The sequence below is a fragment of the Mesorhizobium sp. AA23 genome (genome assembly GCF_001672435.1).
In the GTDB taxonomy this organism is placed as follows: domain Bacteria; phylum Pseudomonadota; class Alphaproteobacteria; order Rhizobiales; family Rhizobiaceae; genus Mesorhizobium.
This window is the reverse complement of the sequence record NZ_LYTP01000004.1, coordinates 41,337-56,488: the sequence shown is the minus strand read 5'-3', so window position 1 is coordinate 56,488 and position 15,152 is coordinate 41,337. Positions and strand designations below refer to the sequence as shown.

Here is a 15,152-nt window from a genome sequence, read left to right as displayed (position 1 = left end):
GTGTCTAGACACAAGTGTACAGATCGCTTGCGCGCCGCTTCCCGCCATGCCTATTGTGCGGCCATGATCATGACCGCCCCGCAGGCCGAACCGGTTCTCGGCAACATCAAGGTCACGCGCTCGGACTGGATCAATCTGGCGCTTGAGACGCTGGTTTCAGACGGTATCGAGAGCGTGCGCGTGCTCACCCTCGGCCAGAAGCTCGGCGTGTCGCGCTCAAGCTTCTACTGGTATTTCGAAAGCCGGCAGGATCTGCTCGACCAGTTGCTCAAGCATTGGCACGACACCAACACCACTGCGATCGTCGAGCGCGCCCGGCGCCCCGCCGAAACCATCATCATGGGCGTGATGAACGTATTCGAATGCTGGGCCGACGAGCGCCTCTTCGACCCGAGGCTCGATTTCGCCGTGCGCGAATGGGCGAGGCGCTCGGCAGACGTGCGGCAGATGATCGACCAGGCCGACGACGAGCGCCTCAGCGCCATCCGCGACATGTACCGCCGGCACGGCTACGACGACGAGGACGCCTTCATCCGAGCGCGTGTGCTCTACTACATGCAGATCGGCTATTACGTGCTCGACCTCAAGGAACCGGTCGAGGCCCGCGTCAGCCATCTCGCCGCCTATCTGCGCTCCTTCACCGGCCAGGAGCCGACCGAAGCGGATGTGGCGCATTTCATGCGCTTCATCGCGGCGCGCTGATGACTACCCGCCGTTCACGGCCGATTGACCTCCATTCAACAAAGCTTGTGCTGTGGCTTCGCTGCCCTTGTGAGCAGTGATAAAATGGTCGAATAGTTTGGCAGGGTGCCACCTGAAACTGCCCGCATGCTGTTTTCGGGCGAAAGCGCATTGGGGCGGAAGTCTGGAATGCCAACTCCTTCGAAACCACGCAAGAGAAGAGGCCGGATCGCCTCGGCGGCTCTTGCCGTCGATGCGTGGCTCGATTCCTCGCTCTACGAGATCAGCTTCAAAGCGCGCGAATTCTGGGAGGCCGCAACCATCTTTTCCCGCCGCTTCCGCCTGCATGGCTGGCGGCGCGCCATCATCGAGGTGCTGAGCGAAGGGTTCACCATGGGAGCCGGCGGCTTCGTGGTGCTGTTGGCGCTGGCCATGCCGGCGTTTGAGATCACCGCCGGCGATTGGCGCAACCAGGGCGATTTCGCCGTCACCTTCCTCGACCGCTACGGCAACGAGATCGGCCAGCGCGGCATCATCCAGCGCGATTCCGTGCCGGTCGACGAGATGCCGGATATCGTCATCAAGGCGGTGCTGGCGACCGAGGACCGCCGCTTCTTCGATCACTACGGCATCGACGTTCTCGGCCTGTCGCGCGCGATCTTCGAGAATGTGCGCGCCAATTCGGTGGTCCAGGGCGGCTCCAGCATCACCCAGCAGCTGGCCAAGAACCTGTTCCTGTCCAACGAGCGCACCTTGGAGCGCAAGATCAAGGAAGCTTTCCTGTCGCTCTGGCTGGAGGCCAATCTCTCCAAGAAGGAGATCCTCCAGCTCTATCTCGACCGCGCCTATATGGGCGGCGGCACGTTCGGCATCGAGGCGGCGGCGGATTTCTATTTCGGCAAGAGCGTCAAGGACCTGAACCTCGCCGAGGCGGCAATGCTGGCCGGCCTGTTCAAGGCGCCCACCAAATACGCCCCGCACATCAACCTGCCGGCCGCCCGTGCGCGCGCCAATGTGGTGCTCTCCAACCTTGTCGACGCCGGCTTCATGACCGAGGGCCAGGTGCTGCAGGCGCGGCTGCATCCGGCAGATGTCGTCGACCGCGGCGAGCAGAAGAGCCCCGACTATTTCCTCGACTGGGCCTTCGACGAGGTCAAGAAGATCGCCAAGCCCGGCCAACACTCGCTGGTCGCCCATACGACCTTCGACGCCAATATCCAGAAAGCGGCCGAAGAGTCGGTCGAATTCCATCTCCGCCAGTTCGGCAAGGAATACAACGTTACCGAGGGCGCGGTGGTGGTGATCGAGACCAACGGCGCGGTGCGCGCCATTGTCGGCGGCCGCGACTATGGCGCCAGCCAGTTCAACCGCGCCACCAAGGCGCTGCGGCAGACCGGGTCGTCGTTCAAGCCTTATGTCTATGCCACCGCGATGGAGCACGGCTTCACGCCGGACTCGGTGGTTTCCGGCGGCGCCGTCAGTTGGGGCAGTTGGTCGCCACACAATTACAATGGCGGCTCGGCCGGCAACGTCACGCTGCTCACGGCTATCGCCAAGTCGATCAACACCGTGCCGGTGCGGCTCGCCAAGGACTATCTCGGTATCGGGCCGATCAAGGCGATGGCCGAATCCATGGGTGTCGAATCGCCGCTGGAATCGCACAAGACCATGGTGCTCGGCACGTCCCTCATGACGGTGATGGACCAGGCGACAGGCTACAGCGTCTTCGCGCAGAACGGCTTCGTCGGTTCCCGGCACGGCATCACGCAGCTCGTTACCCGCACCGGCGACGTCGTCTATGACTGGGCCAAGGACGCGCCGCCGCCGCACCGTGTGCTGTCGGAAAAAGCTCTGAAATACATGAACACCATGCTGGCCGCGGTGCCGGCGATCGGCACGGCGCGGCGCGCGCAGCTTCCCAACATCGTCGTCGCGGGCAAGACCGGCACCACGCAGTCCTACCGAGACGCCTGGTTCGTCGGTTTCACCGGCAACTACACGGCCGCCGTCTGGCTCGGCAATGACGATTTCACGCCGACCAACAACATGACCGGCGGGTCGCTGCCGGCGATGGTCTGGCAGCGGCTGATGGCCTATGCACACCAGAACATCGATCTGAAGCCGATCCCTGGCCTCGATCATCCCTGGGTCGACCCGGAGGCCAAGGCCGAGGAAGAGGCGAAGAAGGAGGCCGCTGATGCCGCGGCGCAGGCAGAGGCCGAGCGCCCGCCAGTGCTTTCCAGCCGCACCACGCAGACGCTGAGGGCAATGACCAAAGCCTTCCAGGCGGCACCCGCTCTCAACGCACCTACCCTGCCGGAGACGCTGTCCGCGCTTTGAACCTTCGTTCGACGCATGCGCTTGCCCCGAAACCGGTCCCACTTTCGAGTGAAATACTTAGCGGAGACTAGGCAATCTCAGCCCGGCCCATTCGCCGGGTGGGATCTCAGCCCCGACACGGAAGTTGAACGACAAGACCCTTGTCGCATCGGCGTCGACCTCGCACCGGAAGCTCAGGCGGTACCATGTGGTTGCCGTGCTGAAGGCGGCCACCGGAGGGTTAAGGACATTGCCCACCTTCAGCGGAATGGATGGCAGCCATTTGGGAGAATAGGAGGCGCCCTGCAATTCCTCGTTCAAAACGCTGCCGCAAAGATTGGCAACCCGCTGGTCGCGAGGCACCTCGCTCATAGAGCTTGTGGCCAGCGCGTCGCCGGTAGCGCCCTGCGAATAGAGCTTTCGAACACCCGGAAGGCCGGAATAGATCGGCGACGCAGCAACGGCGGCGTTGGTGGAACCTGGCGTCCCGGCGCTCTTGCTTCGGGACTTCGAGACCTTCGCGGGCCTGAACTTCAGCGCATTTGCTTGCTTGGGCTTTTGCTTTTCGGTCACGGCCGGAAGATCGACCCTATCGCCGCTCTTGGCATCCATCGGCGTCGGCGCCGCGGCTGTTTGCTTTTCGGCGGTTGGCGCTCCTGCCTCTTGCTCGGCAGCCTGCCGTTTATCCGTGTCCTGGGCTGCCTTCTCCTCACTTTGCGTGGGCTCGGCGTCCGTCGCGGCGATTACCGGCTTCTCGTCAGCCGTGCTTTGATCCGCCGGCTGATCGGCATCTGCCGGCGCGGCAGATTGCTTCTGTGCAGGCTTCGCCACGGCGGGCGGCTTGGTATCGCTATCCTTGGCCGGCGACGGCGTGTTGTCCCGGTTGCCGGCTCCATCCAGGGATTTCCTGGGGCCGGTGTCCTTGTTGCCATACTGGAAAACGGGCTTTAGCACCGCGATCGGCGGTGGCTTCGGCGGCTGCTTTTCCGGCACTGGAGGCTTTTCGACTTTTTGCTCGGGCGGTTTTTTGGCTTTCGGTTCCGGGGGCTTCTTGGCCTTGAGTTCCTTCGGCTGCGGTGCGAGCGGAGGCTTCGGCTTAGGTTGCTCGGGCGGAGGCACAAGCGCGACATTGACCGGCTGTTCCTCATCCGGCTGTTGGGCCGGCTTGGGCAAGGTATAGACCAGAAACGCTGCGATCAGCGCATGCAGCATCAGCGATGCGGGCAAAGCCCACGCCAAATTCCGACGCCGCTCTCCTGTCTCGCCCATCATCCCGACCGATGTGGAACGAAATGGCGGCGGCTTCAAGCACAGGCATCGGATCGGCGCCTGACAAGTCAGTGATTGGATGGCTACGTGCAGCGCCGCCGAGAATCAGAAGGGGCGCGGTGCGGACTTGTCCGTGACAGGCCGGTCGCCGACATGGGAACGTCATACTACTGCAGGCCGCAACCACCTGAATATCGCCATGCCCAAGGCAAGCCGGCTTGCCACGAGGCCCCGCGCCGCGATATCCCGGGCAACCTCCTCAGTTCCGGCCTTCCATGCTCAAGACCGTCTCCCTCACGCTGCTTTCGCTTGCCATGGCCATCGGCCTTGGCGGCGGCAGCGTCTGGTACGCGCTCAACGCGCAGGACGGCGTCGGCGCGATCCGCATCGGCCAATGGACAGCTTTTCCTGAAATCGGCACGGAAGGCTCCGACCCCTACTCCAAGGCGCGCGTGGCGCGTGAGGGCGTGCTGGCGCTCGGCCGGGCGGAGGGGTTGTCCTTCGTCGCCGAGCGCGACGCAGCCGGCCAGCCGCTGAAGCGGGAATGCGCCTATTCGATCGAAGGCGGCTACCCGACGGCCCGGTTCTGGACGCTTTATGCCGCCGACCAGTCGCTTGGCGTCATCGACACCGGCAAGGCGAGACAGGCGGCCCTGCAATCCTACGAAGTGCTGCGCCGGCCCGACAATTCGGTCGTCATCTCCGTCGGCGACCGCCCTGCCCCGGGCAACTGGCTCCTGACGGCTGGCTTCGGCAAGATGTATTTCGTGCTGACCTTCTACGACACGCCGATCGCGAGCAGCACCGGGCTTTCCGACGTGACGCTGCCGCGCATTCTGAAGGCGGGCTGCCATGCGTAGCCTGCTGCACGCCCTGGTCCTCGGCCTGCTCGGCGCCGGTATCGTGCATATCGCGGTGCTGTTTTTGGTGCCGGAATTTTCCGAGCGCGATGCCTGGTCGCGGCTGGCAATGGCCTCCGACCTCTACAAGATGACGCGCCTGGACGCGGAGGTCGCTGGTGCGCCTGTGGTGAAGTCGGTCGACCCCATGTTCTACGCGGCCGCCTGCCGCTTCAATCTCGCCGACGGGCTGGTGCGGATCCGGGCGCCCGGCGACGTGCCGTTCTGGTCGGCCTCGGTGTATGACCGCAGCGGCCACAACATCTATTCCTTCAACGACCACAATGCGAACAGCGAGAAGCTCGATGCCGTGGTGCTGACACCGGCGCAGATGATCGACGTGCGGCGCGATCTTCCCGAGGACTTGCAGGGCGCGATCTTTGTCGAGGCGCCGATCGAGGAGGGAATCTTTGTCGTCCGCGCCTTCGTGCCGGACGATAGCTGGAAGCCGATCGTGTCGCGCTTTCTCGAACAGAGTGCCTGCGAGCTGCAGGAATACTGAAGAGTCAGCTCAGTGATGCGGCACTAGTGGCCGTGGCGACCCAGGCTTGTCCGGGCCGTCCGGACGCGCCGCGCCGACCTGCGGCTGTGGCTCATAGCGGACGCCGGGGAAGATGATGACAGCCGCTGCCGTGTCGGTGTCGTGGGTTACTCGATTGACGGGTGCCGCTCGCGGCACGAAAGACAAGACCATGCCCATGGTTCGCGTATTCCTCTCGGTTTGACCGGAGCACAACGCAACGCCTCCAAAGTCGATTAAGGCGGGCAGAGGGTTAACGGAGCGCTAACGGATCGCGGCTAATTTGATGTTTGTTCCCTGGAGACGCGAAACCGGCCCGGCCGGAGGCGCGGGGCCGGGTCTGTGTCGAGTATCGGGCGTATCCTCCGTGTCTTCTTCGGATTTCAGGCACATCGCTATCCGGACCGAAGCGGGAAAAGCCGAAAGGCTGTTCCGCGCCGCCGTGTCGGCCTTCTGCTCGCTGACGCGCCCGTCGCGGCGCGAAATCGCCCAACTCGAGGATCTGACGCTGCCGCTGTTCGACGAAGTGTCGGTCGAATCGCGCCGCTATGTCGCCGCCGCCCTTTCCGAATGCGAATATGCGCCGGCCGCGTTGGTGCGGCGGCTGGCCGAGGAGCCGGTCGAGATCGCGGCGCCGCTGCTTACCCGCTCGGACGCGCTGAGCGACATCGACCTCATCGCGCTGATCGGCCGCCATGGCCTGCCGCACGCGCGCGCAATCGCTCGCCGCAAGGAACTCAACGCAACCATCGCCCACCTGATCCGCGCGCTGGAGAAGCCGACGCTGGTCAACACGCGGCCGCCGGAGACGGTCACGAAGCTCGCGCCGGTGAAACCGGCGCCAGCTTCCGCAACAGAAGACAACCGCCCGAATCCCGGCGTGCCTGAGGAAAACGCGCGGCGACGCCTGCGCTCGATGATGCGGCCCGCCGGCGAAAGTGCCGCTGTCAACCTGTTCCTCGGACAGCCGACTTATCTGAAGCTGCGCGAGACGGCGCTGACGGGCAACCTTGCTTTCTTCCAGACAGCGCTTGCCGATGCGCTCGACATCGATTTTGCCACAGCCCGCTCAATCACAGAGCAATCGGGCTACGCAGCGCTGCTTGCGGCGCTCAAGGCGCTCGACCTAAGCGAAGACAGGGCCTTCCTGATCGCGGTCGCGGTCCATCCCGGCGAGTTTCCGCATCCCCAGGCAATCCGTCTGTTCCTCGACCGCTATCGGCTGCTGCATCGCGAGGCAGCGCTCGACAAGGTGCGGGCCTGGAAAGCCGAAACGCTGTCTCGGGCGATCCGCGGCAATGCCATCGAGACAGGGCGCCACGCATCGAACAGCGATGACAAGGCCGCCGGCCGCAAGGCGTCCTGACCCAATTCCAGGGAAGTGCACAGCGTTTCCGTGGCCGGTCGGGACGCCGGGCCGCCGCCTCTATTCCGCCTTCACGGACACAAGCTCCTCGACCGGAACGGAGCCGGCCTCGATCTCGACCACCCAGATGTCGGGATCGAATCTCTTTTCCTTTTCCAGCCTTGCATCGAATGCCGAGCTATCGTCGCCAGAATCGAGCAAGGTGAAGAAGCGCTCGTCGGGCTTGGCCGAATCGTAGCTCGTTTGCGGCGCCGGTCCGTACAGAGCCACTTCGCCGAGCCGGTCGCGCGACAACACGAAGACGGCGCCGGCCTCGGTCGCGCCGCGCTTGACCACGGCAGCAAAACCGCCGGCGGTGAAGACACGGCGCAGAAGGGCCGATACCCACAGATCGGTAGTCACGCGCATGGCAGGGTTCCGGATGGCATGCCCGGTTCCTTACAGCATCGGCAATGGAACCGAAAAGCCGGCAGCCCTCAGTTTGTCAGGCCGATCTCGCGCATCTTGGCATAGACCACTTCGTCCGGCTCGCCGGTCTCGGGCAGGCCGAACAGCGCCTGGAATTCCTTGATCGCAGACTTGGTGCGGGCGCCTACGACGCCGTCGAGCTGCATATCGTCATTGCCGAAGGCCTTCAGGCCAGCCTGGATCTTGACGATGCGGGCGTCGGGCGCCTGCGTTGCGCCGCTGGCCTGGGCGGCGACCGGAATGGCCGCTGGTCCGGCGGCCTGGGCCGTCGCCCTATCGGCCGGTCTCGGGGCCGGATGCGGAATGGCCGCAGTCGTTTGCCTGGCGCCAAGCTGATCGAGCAGCGCGCCGTCGACATCGCCGGAGGCGGGCAGCCCGACCTTGAGCTGATAGGCCTGGATGGCCTTGCGCGTGGCTGGGCCCGTGAGGCCGTCGACGGTGCCGTCGTAGAAATTGAGGTCCTTCAATATGCCCTGCACCTGCTGGACGACCGGATCGGGCTTGGGAGCGGGCTGCGCCTGCCGCACGATGTTGATGGTGGTCTCCGGCTCATCCGAGACGGCATGCGGGAAATTCTCGATGCTCCTGGTGGCGAAGAAGGCGCCCGTGTGCGGAAAAGGCTGGTACCAGAGCGCGTTGGCCGAAACGTAGAAGAGCGTCACCAGGAAGGCGGTCGAGCCGCCGACCAGAACCGGATTGCGCGAGATCATCTGGCCGAGCGCCCCAGCGCTCTCGGCAAGCAACCCGCGCTCGGGTTCGACCACTTTAGGCCGTCTTGCGGAGCGAGCCATTGCTGTCCCCATTTGCATCCCCCTTCGGCTTTGCAATCGGCACCGGCAGCACGTCGGCCGGCGCGCCCGAGCGCCGCTTCGGTCCGTTCACCGGCAGGCTGATCGTCACCGTCGTGCCTTCGCCCGGGGCGCTCTCGATCGACATCGTGCCCTCATGCAGCGCCACCAGCCCCTTGACCAGCGACAGGCCGAGCCCGGTTCCCTCGAAGCGGCGCGTATAGTCGTTCTGGATCTGCATGAACGGCTTGCCGAGGTTGGCCATATCCTCGTCGGCGATGCCGATGCCGGTGTCACTCACCCAGAAATGCAGCCGCGAGCCGACCCGCTTGGCGCCGATCACCACGCTGCCGCCATCAGGCGTGAACTTCACGGCGTTCGAAACGAGATTGATCAGGATCTGCTGCACGGCGCGGCGATCGGCATTGATCTCGCCGGCGTGAGGCGCGATCTGCGCGCCAAGCGCGATGCTCTTGGCCTCCGCCAGGGGCCGCATCATCGAGCGGCACATGTCGGCGGCATCGGCGAAGCGGAACGGCTCGAGCTCGGTGGCATAGGCGCCTGCCTCTATGCGCGAGACATCGAGGATCGAGGTGACGACGGACAAAAGATGCTGGCCGGACTCCCTGACCAGGGCGACATATTCCTTCTGGCGCGGATCGCGGAAGGCGCCGAACATCTCGTGCAGCAGCATGTCGGAGAAGCCGATGATGGCATTGAGCGGCGTGCGCAGCTCGTGGCTGACCACCGCCAGGAAACGCCCCTTGGCCACTTCGGCGGCAGCCGCAGCCTCCCTCGCCGTGGCAAGCTCTTCGCGGAGCGCGGCGATCTCGTCATTCTCACGAAGGACGAAGGTGAAGATGTCCTGCTCTCGCGCGCCGCGCAGCAATTCAAGGCGGAACGGGCGGAAATTGTCGGCCGAGCCGCCACCGTCGCGCGGCAAGCGGATGCGCAGGTCGAGCCGGCGCTTCGGCGCGCCCTCGCGCATGTCCGCGAGCGCGGTGAGATAGGCGACGCGATCGGAAAGATGGACGCGCTCGAACAAGCCCGCGCCGAGCAGGAGCTCCGGCGCCAACTTCAGAATGGAACGCGCCTTGGCCGAAGCGTCGAGCACCTCGCCCTGGCGGCCGACGCGCAGCACGACGGCATCGATCGTCTCTTCGAGACGGTCCACCGCAGGCTCAGCCTGACGCGCGTCGGCGGGATTGGCGAAGGCCGCCGCGCGCGGCAGGAGCGTAAGCGCCCAGGTAAGCGGCAGCAGCCAGTGCCAACCGGCGATCGCGGACTCGCCGAGCGGCAGGAACTGGTTTGCGAAAGGCTGCAGCAGGATGGCGCCGAATGCCGCCAGCGCGCCCGAAATTGCTGCGCGGCGCGACCCGGCGATCCACCAAGACTCGACCGGCAAAGCCACGGCAAGCAGCGCGACTGGCGACGCCAGACCACCCGCCGCGGCAATTGCGCCAGCAAGCGCGAGGCCGCCCGTCGCCACCGAGGCACGGCCGGCGAGCGTCATGCGTCCGGTGGCGGCAACCAGAAGCGCTGCGAACCAGCACAGACCGAAAGCGCCGAAGATCGCAGCCACGGTAACGGCGGCGCCCAGACTTGAGGTGACCAGCGTCACCGCCGCACCCGCGGCGAGGAAGGGAGTGGCGAGCATGACGCCGATGAAGCGGCGCTGGCGCTGGCGCTCAGCCTCGTCCGTGACGGTCGGATGAACCATGCGTTCGCAGCCGGCGGCAACCGCGCCAGGCAGAGGAACGTATCTGGCCGTAATCGAACTCAACGCACTCGGACCCGGTCGTGAATTGCCCTGCTTCTGCAGGTGACTCTTGATTGGATTGAAAGTCGCATCCAGCGTTTAAGGAATGGATAAGGCAGAGAAGGCGAGCGCCCTGCCCGCGGCAAATATCGGGACGCCGACACCCCAAAGCCCGTCGATCTGCCGCCATGGTAAATGGAGCGTTAGCCACAGCGCGGCTCGCCTGGCTTCCTGAAAACCCAGTGCCGATGCTCGCCCTTTCCAGAATTTTTCTTTTGAAACAGCCGCATAGATGGCTATTTCAAAGTTAATACAGTGGATCAGATTTGAGTTAGATCAATAGCGAAAACCAATCCTTTCCAATTCATCTAAAATTTGAAGAAAATTCGCGGCTTCGGCGCAAGCCACGCTTCGCGCCTTCGTGCCATTGTCATGTCCATAAAAAGAGATCATGCCGATGGATGCATGATCCGATCACGACGAGGCATCGAGATGGGCTTTCTGATCAGGATGGCTTTCTGGTTTTCGCTGGTGCTCTTGGCGCTGCCGCTCAGCGTCGGCCCCGACGAGGATGGCCGCGAGGCGGTCGGGCCGATCCAGGCGTTGTTTGCGGCGCGCGAGGCGGTCGGCGACATTGCCGGCATCTGCGAGCGCAAGCCGGATGTTTGCGAGACCGGCAAATCGGCCATGCACACCATCACCGTGCGCGCCAAGGAGACAGCCAAGATCGCCGCCGCCATGCTTGATGACCAGCAGTCGGAAAAGACGGCCGCGCCCGCTGCGAAGGTAGCGCAGACGTCTGGCGAGACCACCGGCAGCGTCGCCGAGGACATCGTGCTGCCCGCCAAGGTCAACATTCCGGCGATGCTGACGGCGAAGAACTGAGATTGCTTTTTCTGGAAATGCTCTAACGCCGCGGGCCCGCCCGACCTCTCGACGCCCGCGGCGTCTTTCTTTTTCCGTGACGTGGCGGCGCCGGGTCACTATATGCGGGCAATGACGACCTCGATCGAAACGATCCGCGACGATTTCTCCCTGCTCGACGAGTGGGAGGACCGCTACCGCTATGTCATCGAGCTCGGCGAGGCGCTGCCTCCGTTTCCCGAGGCGGAACGCACACCGGCCAACAAGGTGCCGGGCTGCGTCAGCCAGGTGTGGCTGACCACCGAGCAGGGAGAAGGCGTCGATCCGGTGGTCAGCTTCCGCGGCGATTCCGACGCCCACATCGTGCGCGGCCTTGTCGCCATCATGCTGGCGCTGTTCTCGGGCCGGCCGGCCAGTGAAATCCAGAACACCGATGCGGAAGTGACGCTGAAAGAGCTCGGCCTCGACGAGCATCTGTCGCCGCAGCGCGCCAACGGCCTTCGCTCGATGGTCAAGCGCATCAAGCGCGACGCCGAAGCCGCCTTGAAGCAAACCGCCTGACTCTGCCCCAAGCCCGGCAACAAGCCGCACTGCGGCGGGTTCACCCGTTCGCAGCAAGACATCCCTGAAATACCTCAAAAGCAAAACGGCGCCCCGCGGGCGCCGTCGCTTTTGCCGACTTGCGGAAGCTGCTACCGGCGACCCTTGGGCTTGCGGCCGAGGCCCATCTTCTTGGCCAACTGCGAACGGGCGGCTGCGTAGTTGGGAGCAACCATCGGATAGTTGGCGTCCAGGCCCCACTTCTCGCGGTATTCTTCCGGGGTGAGATTGTAATGCGTCATAAGGTGGCGCTTCAGCGACTTGAACTTCTTGCCGTCTTCGAGACAGACGATGTAGTCGTCATGGACGGAGCGCTTCGGGTTGACGGCCGGCTTCTGCTTCTCGGCCGAAGGCTGCTCCGTCGTGCCGCCGACGCGGCCGAGCGCGGCATGAACGTCGGCAATCAGGTTCGGCAGTTCGCCGACCGGCACCGGGTTGTTGCTGACATAGGCCGCGACGACATCGGCAGTCAGCTCGATTAGCGCGTCCCCATTCCTTGAAGGTGTTTCGACGATATCCATTGTGCTCAGGCCCCAACGAGAGTTTGTTTTCTAGACTGCGCCCTTTTTCTGGATCGGGCATCGCGCGAAATTCATGCAGGCAAGCCCTGCGATTCGCGTCGCGTCATCTTAATGACCCTGTGCTGCAAGTAAGTCAATTCACCTACTGAATTATATTCGGCGATATTCATCAAATATTGCCGATTCAGCCTCAAAAATTCGTGTGCCGTGTAACTTAGCGAGATTTTTCTGGCCGGACCAGTGCAGCCTGACGTGGCGCCAAGCACGCTTTTACACCTCTGGTCGCGTCAAAACAGGTTCTTTATGCTTGGCTAAACTAATGTTTTGCCGCCCGGTGAGCGAAGAATCCTATGGATCATGGCGCGGACATTCATCCTCGCGTCGAACAGCCAAGTCGCCTCGACGAACCTCTCAGTGGGGTTTGATGTACTTGCCGTAGACCCAGCTGGTAACAAAATGACCGTTCTGCGCCGGATCGTGCCAGACCTCGCACCAGCGGTAGCGGATCGCCTGCCGCTGCTTCCAGTGCGGTTGGCCGGCAATGTCGAGCAGATCTATCCCGCCCGTGCAACGGCCGGTCATCTGCAAGACGGTGCCATTCGGATAGGCCGCCTGTCTTTGCGATGTGTTTGACGGATACTTGCGCGCGTTGAGCGTGTCGCCGAACGGCACGCCAGCCACTTGCCAGGCCGCGAACACGGTTGCATGAGACTGGCCGGAAAAGGCCAGGACCGCCGAAGCGACAGCGAAAGCCACGGCGGCTCGAACATAGGATTTCATCTTTTCCCCTTTCGACTTACTTTGTGTAGACCACCTTGAACCCCGCCCTTTGAACCGCTGCTGAGCGACGCGTTCATTCGCCATTCAAGCAGATTTCAGGCAATTCCACAGCGAGACGCAATGACCAGAACCTCCGTCTTCCCGACCGCCATCCCGCCGCGGCCCGAGAAACGCCCCATCTTCGACGTTCATCACGGCATCACCCGCACCGACGACTACGCCTGGATGCGGGCCGCCAACTGGCAGGCGATGTTCAGGGACCCTGCACTGCTCGACGGCGCGATCCGCGCTCATCTCGAGGCCGAGAATGCCTACCAGGCAACGCTGATGGTCGACACGGCCGAGCTGCGCCGCAAATTGTTCGCCGAGATGAAGGGGCGCATCAAGGAGGACGACTCCACCGTGCCGATGAAGGACGGTCCCTACGCCTATGGCTCGTCGTTCAAGCTCGGCGGCGAGCAACCGCGCTACTTCCGCACGCCGCGTGATGGCGGCATTGAGGAGATCCTGCTCGACGGCGATGCGGAAGCCGAAGGCAAGCCCTATTTCCGTCTTGGCGGATTCGACCATTCGGCCGACCATCGCAAGCTGCTCTGGGCTTTCGACGACAAGGGCTCGGAGTTCTTCGCGCTGCGCGTGCGGGACATCGCCAGCGGCAAGGAACTCACCGATCGGATTCCGGATACAGGTGGCGGCGGCGTGTGGAATGCCGGAGACGACGGCTTTTTCTACACCCGCCTCGACGACAGCCACCGCCCGTCAAAAGTGTTCTTCCACGCGCTTGGCGACAATCCGGAGAACGATCGGCTGATTTACGAAGAGACGGATGCCGGCTTCTTCATGGACGTCAGCGGCACGCGTTCCAACGACTGGATCATGATCGGCATCAACGATCATGAAACCTCCGAATACCGGCTTCTGCGCGCCGACGAGCCGTTCGCCGAGCCGAAGCTGGTGGCGGCGCGCGAGACCGGCCTGCAATATGACCTGGAGGAAGGTGGTGACGTCTTTTTCATCCTCACCAATGCCGACGGCGCCAAGGACTTCAAGATCATGACCGCGCCGGTCGAAGATCCGGTGCAGGCCAACTGGAAGGAACTGGTGCCGCACGAGCCCGGCCGGCTGATCCTGTCGGTGCTCGGCTTCAGGCACCACATGGTCAGGCTGGAACGCAAGGAGGGCCTGCCGCGCATCGTGGTGCGCGATCGGGCAAACGGCGAGGAGCACCTCATTGCCTTCGACGAGGAGGCCTTCTCGCTCGGCCTTTCCGGCTCCTACGAATACGACACCGAAGTCATGCGCTTCACCTATTCGTCGATGACGACACCGGCACAGGTGTTCGACTACAACATGCGCAGCCGCGAGCGCGTTCTCTTGAAGACGCAGGAGGTGCCATCGGGCCACGATCCGGAGCATTATGTCACGCGCCGGCTGATGGCGCCGGCTGCCGACGGCGAGCTGGTGCCGATCTCGCTGATCCACCATCGCGACACGCCGCTTGATGGCTCGGCGCCCTGCCTGCTCTACGGCTACGGCTCCTATGGCATCACGGTTCCCGCCGCATTCAACACCAATTGCCTGTCGCTGGTCGACCGCGGCTTCGTCTACGCCATTGCCCATGTGCGCGGCGGCAAGGACAAGGGCTATGGCTGGTATGACGACGGCAAGCGTCGGCACAAGATGAACACCTTCACCGATTTCATCGCCTCAGCGCGCCATCTCGTGGCCGAGCGCTACACGTCGCACGATCGCATCGTCGCGCAGGGCGGCTCGGCCGGCGGCATGCTGATGGGGGCGATCGCCAACATGGCACCCGAAAGCTTTGGCGGCATCGTCGCCGAGGTGCCGTTCGTCGACGTGCTCACCACCATGCTCGACGCCAGCCTGCCGCTGACGCCGCCGGAATGGCCCGAATGGGGCAATCCGATCGCCTCGGCCGAGGACTACACGACGATCGCGGCCTATTCGCCCTACGACAATGTCGCGGCGCTCGACTATCCGCCGATCCTGGCGCTGGCAGGTCTGACCGACCCACGCGTCACCTATTGGGAGCCGGCCAAATGGGTGGCGCGGCTGCGCGACCGCAAGGCGGGCGACAATCCGGTGCTGTTCAAGATCAACATGGAGTCCGGCCATGCCGGCGCCTCGGGCCGGTTCTCGCGCCTGGAGGAGATCGCGTATATCTACGCCTTTGCGTTGAAAGTGACCGGCAAGGCCTGATTTTTCCCTCGCAATCGCGAGCACCTCGCGCTACGCAATGCGCCTCGTTTTTGGTCGCGGCCGGTTCGGGCCGCGCCATCCGTCATTCGCAGGGTTCG

The 15,152-nt window shown here is 63.8% G+C and carries 15 protein-coding genes; 8 read left to right on the top strand and 7 right to left on the bottom strand.

Features of this window, described 5'->3' with window-relative positions; translation table 11 throughout:
• The first annotated feature begins 63 nt into the window (after positions 1–63).
• Together A9K66_RS05760 and A9K66_RS05755 are read left to right on the top strand one after the other, a co-directional pair.
• Positions 64–702, top strand: a complete 639-nt coding sequence (locus tag A9K66_RS05760; protein ID WP_067320941.1) for a TetR/AcrR family transcriptional regulator — start codon at positions 64–66, stop codon at positions 700–702.
• Positions 703–870: 168 nt separating this feature from the next.
• Positions 871–3,021 (top strand): penicillin-binding protein 1A, encoded by a 2,151-nt coding sequence (locus tag A9K66_RS05755; RefSeq protein WP_067320938.1) that lies wholly within the window; start codon positions 871–873, stop codon positions 3,019–3,021.
• Between the two features lie 57 nt (positions 3,022–3,078).
• Here A9K66_RS05755 and A9K66_RS05750 read toward each other — a convergent pair whose 3' ends face one another.
• Entirely contained in the window at positions 3,079–4,272 is a 1,194-nt protein-coding gene (locus A9K66_RS05750) for a DUF930 domain-containing protein (RefSeq protein WP_067320935.1), read from the bottom strand.
• Between the two features lie 272 nt (positions 4,273–4,544).
• Here A9K66_RS05750 and A9K66_RS05745 point away from each other — a divergent pair, with 272 nt between their 5' ends.
• Both A9K66_RS05745 and A9K66_RS05740 read left to right on the top strand, forming a co-directional pair.
• Positions 4,545–5,129, top strand: a complete 585-nt coding sequence (locus A9K66_RS05745) for a DUF1214 domain-containing protein (protein ID WP_067320932.1) — start codon at positions 4,545–4,547, stop codon at positions 5,127–5,129.
• Positions 5,122–5,670, top strand: coding sequence for a DUF1254 domain-containing protein (locus A9K66_RS05740; RefSeq protein ID WP_067320929.1), 549 nt, complete (start codon positions 5,122–5,124; stop codon positions 5,668–5,670). Before A9K66_RS05745 ends, A9K66_RS05740 begins: the two co-directional genes overlap by 8 nt.
• A 9-nt stretch (positions 5,671–5,679) precedes the next feature.
• On the opposite strand, the gene A9K66_RS29130 is transcribed toward A9K66_RS05740, so the two are convergent.
• Entirely contained in the window at positions 5,680–5,868 is a 189-nt protein-coding gene (locus tag A9K66_RS29130; protein WP_082953733.1) for a hypothetical protein, read from the bottom strand.
• Positions 5,869–6,055: 187 nt separating this feature from the next.
• Between A9K66_RS29130 and A9K66_RS05735 the strand changes: the two genes are divergently transcribed.
• Entirely contained in the window at positions 6,056–7,054 is a 999-nt protein-coding gene (locus A9K66_RS05735) for a DUF2336 domain-containing protein (RefSeq protein ID WP_067320926.1), read from the top strand.
• 60 nt (positions 7,055–7,114) lie between these two features.
• On the opposite strand, the gene A9K66_RS05730 is transcribed toward A9K66_RS05735, so the two are convergent.
• From A9K66_RS05730 to A9K66_RS05720, 3 genes are all read right to left on the bottom strand, one after another.
• Positions 7,115–7,462 carry a DUF1491 family protein gene (locus A9K66_RS05730; RefSeq protein WP_067320924.1) on the bottom strand — a complete coding sequence of 116 codons (348 nt, stop codon included), beginning with the start codon at positions 7,460–7,462 and terminating at the stop codon, positions 7,115–7,117.
• Positions 7,463–7,530: 68 nt separating this feature from the next.
• The gene (locus A9K66_RS05725; RefSeq protein ID WP_067320921.1) at positions 7,531–8,313 is read right to left on the bottom strand and encodes a peptidoglycan-binding protein; all 783 of its coding nucleotides are present in this window, start codon (positions 8,311–8,313) and stop codon (positions 7,531–7,533) included.
• On the bottom strand, positions 8,288–10,030 hold the full coding sequence (locus A9K66_RS05720) for a PAS domain-containing sensor histidine kinase (RefSeq protein ID WP_067320918.1): 1,743 nt from the start codon (positions 10,028–10,030) through the stop codon (positions 8,288–8,290). The genes A9K66_RS05725 and A9K66_RS05720 overlap by 26 nt, the downstream gene beginning before the upstream one ends.
• A gap of 531 nt (positions 10,031–10,561) precedes the next feature.
• Between A9K66_RS05720 and A9K66_RS05715 the strand changes: the two genes are divergently transcribed.
• Together A9K66_RS05715 and A9K66_RS05710 are read left to right on the top strand one after the other, a co-directional pair.
• Positions 10,562–10,954, top strand: coding sequence for a DUF5330 domain-containing protein (locus tag A9K66_RS05715; RefSeq protein WP_067320915.1), 393 nt, complete (start codon positions 10,562–10,564; stop codon positions 10,952–10,954).
• A gap of 111 nt (positions 10,955–11,065) precedes the next feature.
• On the top strand, positions 11,066–11,494 hold the full coding sequence (locus tag A9K66_RS05710; RefSeq protein WP_066997661.1) for a SufE family protein: 429 nt from the start codon (positions 11,066–11,068) through the stop codon (positions 11,492–11,494).
• A gap of 131 nt (positions 11,495–11,625) precedes the next feature.
• Here the strand turns inward: A9K66_RS05710 and A9K66_RS05705 are convergent, their stop codons facing one another.
• Complete coding sequence (locus tag A9K66_RS05705) at positions 11,626–12,054, bottom strand: MucR family transcriptional regulator (RefSeq protein WP_067320912.1); 429 nt, start codon at positions 12,052–12,054, stop codon at positions 11,626–11,628.
• 411 nt (positions 12,055–12,465) lie between these two features.
• Positions 12,466–12,834: a hypothetical protein gene (locus A9K66_RS05700; RefSeq protein ID WP_067320909.1), complete on the bottom strand. Its 369-nt coding sequence runs from the start codon at positions 12,832–12,834 to the stop codon at positions 12,466–12,468.
• A 120-nt stretch (positions 12,835–12,954) separates the two neighbouring features.
• On the opposite strand from A9K66_RS05700, the gene A9K66_RS05695 reads away from it, so the two are divergent.
• Positions 12,955–15,054, top strand: a complete 2,100-nt coding sequence (locus tag A9K66_RS05695; protein ID WP_067320906.1) for a S9 family peptidase — start codon at positions 12,955–12,957, stop codon at positions 15,052–15,054.
• Positions 15,055–15,152: the final 98 nt, after the last annotated feature.

Bases quoted from the DNA above. Each gene is read 5' to 3' on its own strand.
- A9K66_RS05760 (WP_067320941.1), top strand. From the start codon at position 64: ATGATCATGACCGCCCCGCAGGCCGAACCGGTTCTCGGCAACATCAAG.
- A9K66_RS05755 (WP_067320938.1), top strand. From the start codon at position 871: ATGCCAACTCCTTCGAAACCACGCAAGAGAAGAGGCCGGATCGCCTCG.
- A9K66_RS05750 (WP_067320935.1), bottom strand. From the start codon at position 4,272: ATGATGGGCGAGACAGGAGAGCGGCGTCGGAATTTGGCGTGGGCTTTG.
- A9K66_RS05745 (WP_067320932.1), top strand. From the start codon at position 4,545: ATGCTCAAGACCGTCTCCCTCACGCTGCTTTCGCTTGCCATGGCCATC.
- A9K66_RS05740 (WP_067320929.1), top strand. From the start codon at position 5,122: ATGCGTAGCCTGCTGCACGCCCTGGTCCTCGGCCTGCTCGGCGCCGGT.
- A9K66_RS29130 (WP_082953733.1), bottom strand. From the start codon at position 5,868: ATGGGCATGGTCTTGTCTTTCGTGCCGCGAGCGGCACCCGTCAATCGA.
- A9K66_RS05730 (WP_067320924.1), bottom strand. From the start codon at position 7,462: ATGCGCGTGACTACCGATCTGTGGGTATCGGCCCTTCTGCGCCGTGTC.
- A9K66_RS05725 (WP_067320921.1), bottom strand. From the start codon at position 8,313: ATGGCTCGCTCCGCAAGACGGCCTAAAGTGGTCGAACCCGAGCGCGGG.
- A9K66_RS05720 (WP_067320918.1), bottom strand. From the start codon at position 10,030: ATGGTTCATCCGACCGTCACGGACGAGGCTGAGCGCCAGCGCCAGCGC.
- A9K66_RS05715 (WP_067320915.1), top strand. From the start codon at position 10,562: ATGGGCTTTCTGATCAGGATGGCTTTCTGGTTTTCGCTGGTGCTCTTG.
- A9K66_RS05710 (WP_066997661.1), top strand. From the start codon at position 11,066: ATGACGACCTCGATCGAAACGATCCGCGACGATTTCTCCCTGCTCGAC.
- A9K66_RS05705 (WP_067320912.1), bottom strand. From the start codon at position 12,054: ATGGATATCGTCGAAACACCTTCAAGGAATGGGGACGCGCTAATCGAG.
- A9K66_RS05700 (WP_067320909.1), bottom strand. From the start codon at position 12,834: ATGAAATCCTATGTTCGAGCCGCCGTGGCTTTCGCTGTCGCTTCGGCG.
- A9K66_RS05695 (WP_067320906.1), top strand. From the start codon at position 12,955: ATGACCAGAACCTCCGTCTTCCCGACCGCCATCCCGCCGCGGCCCGAG.